Origin of the sequence: Xenorhabdus mauleonii (assembly GCF_900113945.1) — a bacterium.
GTDB lineage: Bacteria > Pseudomonadota > Gammaproteobacteria > Enterobacterales > Enterobacteriaceae > Xenorhabdus > Xenorhabdus mauleonii.
In genome coordinates, this window is record NZ_FORG01000007.1 from 234,852 (window position 1) to 241,645 (window position 6,794).

The following is a 6,794-nucleotide window of genomic DNA, read 5'->3' on the forward strand; positions in this document are numbered from 1 at the left end:
GAACAATATAATGGCAAAAAAAGATTATTACGAAGTTTTGGGCGTTTCCAAAACAGCAGATGAAAAAGAGATCAAAAAGGCCTATAAACGGCTGGCAATGAAATATCACCCTGACCGTAATCAGGGCGATAAAGAATCAGAAAGTAAATTCAAAGAAATTAAAGAAGCCTATGAGATCCTGACGGATTCTCAAAAACGCGCCGCTTATGACCAATACGGTCATGCTGCCTTTGAACATGGCGGTATGGGCGGCGGCGCAGGTGGTTTCGGTGGCGGAGCTGATTTCAGCGATATCTTTGGTGACGTTTTCGGAGATATTTTCGGTGGCGGTCGTCGTCAACAGCGTGCCAGCCGTGGTTCAGACTTGCGTTACAACATGGATTTAACGCTGGAAGAAGCTGTCCGTGGTGTGACCAAAGAGATACGCATTCCGACATTGGAAACCTGTGATTCCTGTCATGGCAGCGGAGCAAAAGCGGGTACCAGCCCTGAAACTTGCTCAACCTGTCACGGTGCGGGCCAAGTACATATGCGTCAAGGGTTCTTCACCGTCCAGCAACCTTGCCCTCAGTGCCACGGTCGCGGGAAAATCATCAAAGAACCTTGTGGAAAATGCCGTGGGCATGGCCGCGTTGAAAAATACAAGACGCTGTCTGTCAAAATTCCGGCAGGCGTCGATACCGGCGATCGCATTCGTTTGGCCGGAGAAGGTGAAGCGGGTGAACATGGCGCGCCAGCCGGTGATTTGTTCGTACAGGTTCAGGTCAAGGCTCACCATATCTTTGAACGTGATGGCAGCAACCTTTATTGTGAAGTGCCAATCAACTTCGCAACTGCGGCATTGGGTGGCGAAATTGAAGTCCCTACCCTTGATGGCCGTGTCAGCCTGAAAATTCCTGCTGAAACCCAAACAGGTAAATTGTTCCGCATGAAAGGCAAAGGTGTTAAATCCGTACGCGGTGGCGCACAAGGTGACTTACTGTGCCGCGTTGTCGTAGAAACACCGGTCAAACTGAATGAAGAACAGAAAGACCTGATGCGTAAATTGGGTGAGTCATTTGGCGGGAAAAGCGGTGAAACCAACAGTCCACGCTCCAAAAGATTCCTTGATGGCGTGAAGAAATTTTTTGATGATTTGACTAAGTAATCTCATACCTTAGTTAGATTTCAAATAATCATTATCTCTCCTGATTATAATTAATTGATAATCAGGAGATTTTTTTTATTTATTGAACCCGCTTCGATTTTATGCCATTTTAAATGTTATCACTCTGTTCCAATTCTTTGATTGAAGCTTCTTAAAAAATTAAATAAATATACATTTCCAGAATTTAAAATTAAATATTTTTGAGGTGCTAGAAATGGTTAATTTCATCCTCAATGAAGCAATTAAATTTGCCCGTCATAAGATAATGATAGCAAACATTGGTTCTTATAAAAATCCTCTAAGAGAAGATGGTTTTGACACAACTTTAATAACAAGAAATAGGAAACTTATTGAAATACAGGAAGAATTGGCTTCATATGATTCCATTATAGAAAAATTCAGCTACCTTATGAGTCAGAAATACCTATCAGGAAACTGCACTGAACTTTCTATAGCTGCATTTATGTATTTAGCAAACAATAAAGCTAATGACCTTATTTACTTATATAAAAACTGTTGGAGTTTTAAAAAAACAAACCTATTTATATTCATATAATTGCTACAATGCCAGATATATACGACCATTGCTTTGTCATGCTTTATTATCCTGAACACATTAATGGTATCAATTATAAAGAAATAAATGAAAAATATAATGAGAAAGAGCTTCCCTGCGGGGCGTGGATATGCGATCCGTGGACTGAAATAGCTTGTCTGGCCGAAAATTATAGTTTCAAATGGAAAGAAGTCATGTATAGATGGGCCACGGAAAATAAACTTTTATATTTAAATAAAGACAATCATATATATTCAAACCATCTATCTAAAAACCTTTCTACACCAAATTTCATTATCGACCAACATAGCTACTCGCCTGTTAGATATTGTATATATAATACTATTGAAAACAGTAAGAAAAAAATTTTACACACCGCAATATTAGAGCCTGATGGTAACATTATAATCGATGGATACTAAAGATAGTTCTATCAGTTTCATAGAAATTAGGCTTTTGTTTATTACCGTAAAAATTTTTTAATAAATCCCTCTAACACAATCAAAGCACATAAGAAATGATTAGATATATACTACACCAAGCAATAGAACACGCTCATTTAACTTTTTCAGGTAAAACCTCAAATATTTTCTATAATAACCCTGAATGCCAACCAGAAAGCCGTAGAAACAGATATTCCACAACTAATTGTCAAATCAGGGAAAGAAAGTTTTCAGAGCTTACTCAGAAATTAAATCGTTTTGGAAACGCAAGAAATAAATATAACTGTATCATGGAAGAAAAAAAACACGATAATTTTTTGGTTGGAAATTGCACTGAGCTATCCATTACAGCCTTAATGTATCTAGCAGAGATAGGAAAAAATAATGTATCCCATTACTTTAGACATTATTCTCAAACAAGTAACGTCAAAAATATACAGCCTATTTACATTGAAATTCTTGCTCCCGTCCAAGCATCAAGTTATCACTGTTTTGTTATGATTTATTCCCCTTCATGCATTTCTGATTATCAATTTCAAAATAAGAACATAAATCCACTGTACAAGACATATGATAAACTACCGAATGGCGCATGGGTATGCGATCCGTGGGCAGAAATTGTTTGTTTATCAGAAAATTATGATTCTCATTGGCGAAATACAATGAATAACTGGGCAGATCAGGGCAAATACCTATCTTTAGGAAATGCACCAGCCCCTTCATTATATAAACCACAGCATCCGCCAAGCCGCGATCCCTGTTATCCTCTGTATAGCCATACACTTAATATGATGTCCAATACTGCAATGCAGGTAAATCATCAGGCCATTATAAAAACTGATAATACATCCACCATTAATCATTCGCATTTTGAATATGCTAATTGCTGAAATGAATTAAGCGAATTAAGGTCTCCAAGCTTCCATTGATAGCTTGGAGACTCACTACCCGACTTTAGTATTGATAATCCCAAAACGGCAAATAACGTCCATCGTGGCCGCCATTTTAATATTCATCTAAATAAAAATTAGAGGAATAGTAGATTAACGCTTTGGAATTATAGTCAAACATTAAAAATTAAACGAAGTTGACCAATAAATAATCCAATCATCCGGTTTAAGAGAGCCCGGATAATTTAAAGGTTTTCCAACTGCAATAGAATGGTTACTTATAGAAGTATTTAGATTTAACCCTAAAGAGGCTCCGGTTAAACTTCCCCCATCTGCAAATCTAGTAGCGTATTCATCTTTAAGCCATCCCGTATCTATTGAACCATTTAAAGAAAGCTCACCTAATTTTGGCGTAGTCATTAATTTCCAATTCAGTTCATTTCTCCAATAAAATCCGGAATTGCCAGTAATTTTCTGATCTTTAAATCCCCTAACAGAATATAATCCCCCTATCGATAATCTTTCACTCGAGTAAAGGTTTTTCTGGCTGTATTGCCCATAAGCAGAGGTAAAATAGTAAATATCTTTAGTTAAAGGCTTATAATAACTCGAGCTGGCACTAAATTTATGAAATTTACTTTTAGCCGAGTTTTTTAAATTATTATCTTCAGTCGCCCCGAATATAGATAAACCTTTCGTCATTGATGGATTGAATCTGAAGTAACCGCCAAGTAAAATTGTACTATACTCGAAGCCTAAATTTAAGGTACTTAAATTTGAACTACTATCTAATGTGAAAGTCCCTGCCACATTTTTAGTTTTACGGGATGTAAAACCAGTATTCAAGCTTAATTTTTGTTTTCCGTCTCTATATAAAACTCTATTTGCCAAAATAGAGTGAGAGCGCCCCTTACCCATATAAGGTAATTCTCCGTAATTAGGGGCCGCTAAAGGAATATATTGGTTTGATTCATTTTTTGTATATCGATAATTAAATAACCAATAACCGTAAGGTATACTTAGTCCAGAAGCAATATACCAACTTTTATATCTATTACTAAAATCAGTATCTTTATTAAGATAAAACGTCAAGGAGTCAGCTAATTGAAGCGTATTATCTAATCTTAGAAAAACACTCGCTTGCGTTTCGCCGGTCCTTTTTTGGCCGCTATTATCTAAAGATAAATCTACACTTGCGGGAATTTTAGAGGAACCTTTTTTTAAGATAATATCAGAATATCCTGGTTTATCAGAAGGTTGAATGTCTATCTTAACTTGATAAGAGGGTAATCTATTTAATTGATCCAATCCTTGTTCTATATCTCTTAAATTAAGGATTTTTCCTTTCATATTTGGAAAAACCATGTCTAACATCACTGGATTTTCACCATCGACATTTATATTATCAATTTTTCCTTCAATCACTGAAATAATAAGATTGCCTTTAGCTATCTTAGCCAAATTTTGTTGTTTTAAAAAAGCGGCGGAAGTAATATAACCCTTTTCCATGTAATGGGCAGATATAGTATCGATTAGGGATTTAACGTCCTTAAGTGTCATACATTTAGAAATATTTTGAGCAATTAATGAGTCCTGCTTGCTTTTTGGATAATGTTCAGCATTTTCAATGGAAATATTTTTAATTATTTTACAAGGTAAATTATCTTCTAAAACGACTGAACTTTTCGCTTGAGGTGTTTTAAGATTTGAACCAAAATCTTCTTTTTTCTGAGATTCTTCTAACAGTTCTTTTTGTTTTTGATTAATAATATCTTGATCTATCAGGTCAATGTTATTAGATGGATTAATATTAGATAATGCTAAACTTTGTGAAGAAATTATCAAGCCTAAATAAAATAAAAATTTTATATTTTTTCTAATAATCATTGCTTGTAAGTCCATTTTTTTAGTTTAAATATGAATGAAAATATAGTTATTCAAAACATTTTAGTTAGACTAGAAAAACCCACTTGAAATTCAAGCGGGTTTCTAAAAAATTTAAAACTATTGCCAAGGGTACGCGGGTTCACGCAAATTTGGCTCCTCAAGAATTATGTCAGGAGAACCACTCCCAGCTTCAAGTTTTAAATTACTTTTTTCATTAATAATTGGAGCCATGATTCTCATTCCATCACCACTTTTAATCAGACCTGAAAGATTTGCCGGGCCGCTAGAAAATAAATTTAAACTCTTAGTGCTTACTATATTCTCTAAATTAACACCAAATCCACTTTCACGAGACTTTATATAAATACTATTGCCATATACGCCTCCTAATTCTTTTGTATCTATTGCAAGACGAGCTTTATTATCATCTGTTTTATGTGCACCGGTATCAATGAAAATATAATTTCCATTAATTTTGCCATTTATGTCTAAAAACCGGGATTTAAGAGTAACTCTCTCTAATCCATCTCCATTCAAGCCATTTTCACCAATAGTTATTTTACCTTTTGTTACATACTCATAACGAGTTCCATGAAACCATAAGGCATTTATTCCCGTATGCAGATTGATACTGTCTATATTAGTAAATCTGGCACCGTTAGCGATAATACCGTTTTGGTTAGATATGATTACGCTAGCTTTCTCTCCGGCGACTTCTAATGCCCCTAAAATCTGAGATTGATTGCTCCCAACAACATCATTGATAATAATGCGAGCCGCTTTAGTTAAATTAGCATTCTTATCTAAATTACCGGCTAATTGAGAATTTACTTCACTTAACGAGTTATTTAGAACAACCCCTTGCGACCCTACATTAAATTCTTTATAGGTGTTATAGGAACGTCCAGATTCATCAGGATTAGCGATGTTAACAACAGGCACATTGTTAATGTGGTTTACTTGTGTATTCCCGTCATCGGGTATTATTGGGTTTGCAAACGATGAAGATATACTCGCAAAAGAGATTAAACAACCTAATATCGTTTTTGACAAAAGTTTAGTTTTTTTGATTTTTTTCATGAATTATATACCTTTTGGTTAAATGACATTTAATTATCCATATGGGTATTTTTCAGTTATAGATAACTGAAAATAAATTTTAAAAAAAACAATGAGAATAATAACAACATTAAATAATTAGCCAGAATAAAATAATAATCTTGATGCTATTAACCTAGAAAAAACATATTCCCTCCCTTTATTGCATAAATTTTAATTTGAAATTATATCGATTCTAGATTTATTTATTTTTTTTAATAAATTAATTTAGCTAACTTATTAGGTTTTATCACACCCAATTTATTAAATGCATAGACATAAGTTTAATTTGTGATGTGTAGCAAAAATAGTGATGAATTTAACTCTTTCACGTTATATGGCTATTAGACTTAAAAACCCGATATTATCCTTCAAGAAAAGAGAAATATAAGGATTATTTGTGCTTTTAATACGAGATCTTCAGTTTATTAATCATATGTCATTAGAAATAAATAATATGCTTACATTCACATAATAAAATTAGTATCGCCTGATAGTTATGAATTATGAAATAACAAAGCAATTATTATTTAAACTTGGATTCACATATTAAGCGCAACACCGTAATGAACGAAGTAAATGAGTGGGCACTCCTTTAAATAATTCATTAGGTGTTTTGTAACCTCTCGTTTTACGAGGACGATTATTCAATCGGTTTTCCACAAGGTTAATCTCCAGTTCTGATACTTTATTAAAATCGGTTCCTTTTGGGAAATAATCCCTGATTAATCCATTCGTATTTTCATTTATTCCTCTTTCCCAAGGAGAATAGG

General features: G+C 34.3%; 7 protein-coding genes. 4 read left to right on the top strand and 3 right to left on the bottom strand.

Features of this window, described 5'->3' with window-relative positions; genetic code table 11:
* Positions 1-10 precede the first annotated feature (10 nt).
* From dnaJ to BM100_RS09765, 4 genes are all read left to right on the top strand, one after another.
* A complete protein-coding gene (dnaJ, locus tag BM100_RS09750) occupies positions 11-1,147 on the top strand; it encodes a molecular chaperone DnaJ (protein ID WP_092510363.1) in 1,137 nt (378 codons plus the stop codon).
* 214 nt (positions 1,148-1,361) lie between these two features.
* Positions 1,362-1,703, top strand: coding sequence for a hypothetical protein (locus BM100_RS09755; RefSeq protein ID WP_092510365.1), 342 nt, complete (start codon positions 1,362-1,364; stop codon positions 1,701-1,703).
* Between the two features lie 8 nt (positions 1,704-1,711).
* The gene (locus BM100_RS09760) at positions 1,712-2,125 is read left to right on the top strand and encodes a hypothetical protein (RefSeq protein WP_139216945.1); all 414 of its coding nucleotides are present in this window, start codon (positions 1,712-1,714) and stop codon (positions 2,123-2,125) included.
* Between the two features lie 95 nt (positions 2,126-2,220).
* Complete coding sequence (locus tag BM100_RS09765) at positions 2,221-3,036, top strand: hypothetical protein (RefSeq protein ID WP_139216946.1); 816 nt, start codon at positions 2,221-2,223, stop codon at positions 3,034-3,036.
* A 180-nt stretch (positions 3,037-3,216) separates the two neighbouring features.
* Here BM100_RS09765 and BM100_RS09770 read toward each other — a convergent pair whose 3' ends face one another.
* The 3 genes from BM100_RS09770 to BM100_RS09780 all read right to left on the bottom strand — a co-directional run.
* Entirely contained in the window at positions 3,217-4,923 is a 1,707-nt protein-coding gene (locus BM100_RS09770) for a ShlB/FhaC/HecB family hemolysin secretion/activation protein (protein ID WP_169924698.1), read from the bottom strand.
* A 117-nt stretch (positions 4,924-5,040) separates the two neighbouring features.
* Positions 5,041-6,003 carry a filamentous hemagglutinin N-terminal domain-containing protein gene (locus BM100_RS09775; protein ID WP_092510373.1) on the bottom strand — a complete coding sequence of 321 codons (963 nt, stop codon included), beginning with the start codon at positions 6,001-6,003 and terminating at the stop codon, positions 5,041-5,043.
* A 567-nt stretch (positions 6,004-6,570) separates the two neighbouring features.
* A partial coding sequence (locus tag BM100_RS09780; RefSeq protein WP_139216947.1) for an IS30 family transposase occupies positions 6,571-6,794 on the bottom strand: 224 nt, incomplete at its 5' end.

Bases quoted from the DNA above. Each gene is read 5' to 3' on its own strand.
- BM100_RS09770 (WP_169924698.1), bottom strand. From the start codon at position 4,923: ATGATTATTAGAAAAAATATAAAATTTTTATTTTATTTAGGCTTGATA.
- BM100_RS09760 (WP_139216945.1), top strand. From the start codon at position 1,712: ATGCCAGATATATACGACCATTGCTTTGTCATGCTTTATTATCCTGAA.
- BM100_RS09765 (WP_139216946.1), top strand. From the start codon at position 2,221: ATGATTAGATATATACTACACCAAGCAATAGAACACGCTCATTTAACT.
- BM100_RS09755 (WP_092510365.1), top strand. From the start codon at position 1,362: ATGGTTAATTTCATCCTCAATGAAGCAATTAAATTTGCCCGTCATAAG.
- BM100_RS09775 (WP_092510373.1), bottom strand. From the start codon at position 6,003: ATGAAAAAAATCAAAAAAACTAAACTTTTGTCAAAAACGATATTAGGT.
- dnaJ (WP_092510363.1), top strand. From the start codon at position 11: ATGGCAAAAAAAGATTATTACGAAGTTTTGGGCGTTTCCAAAACAGCA.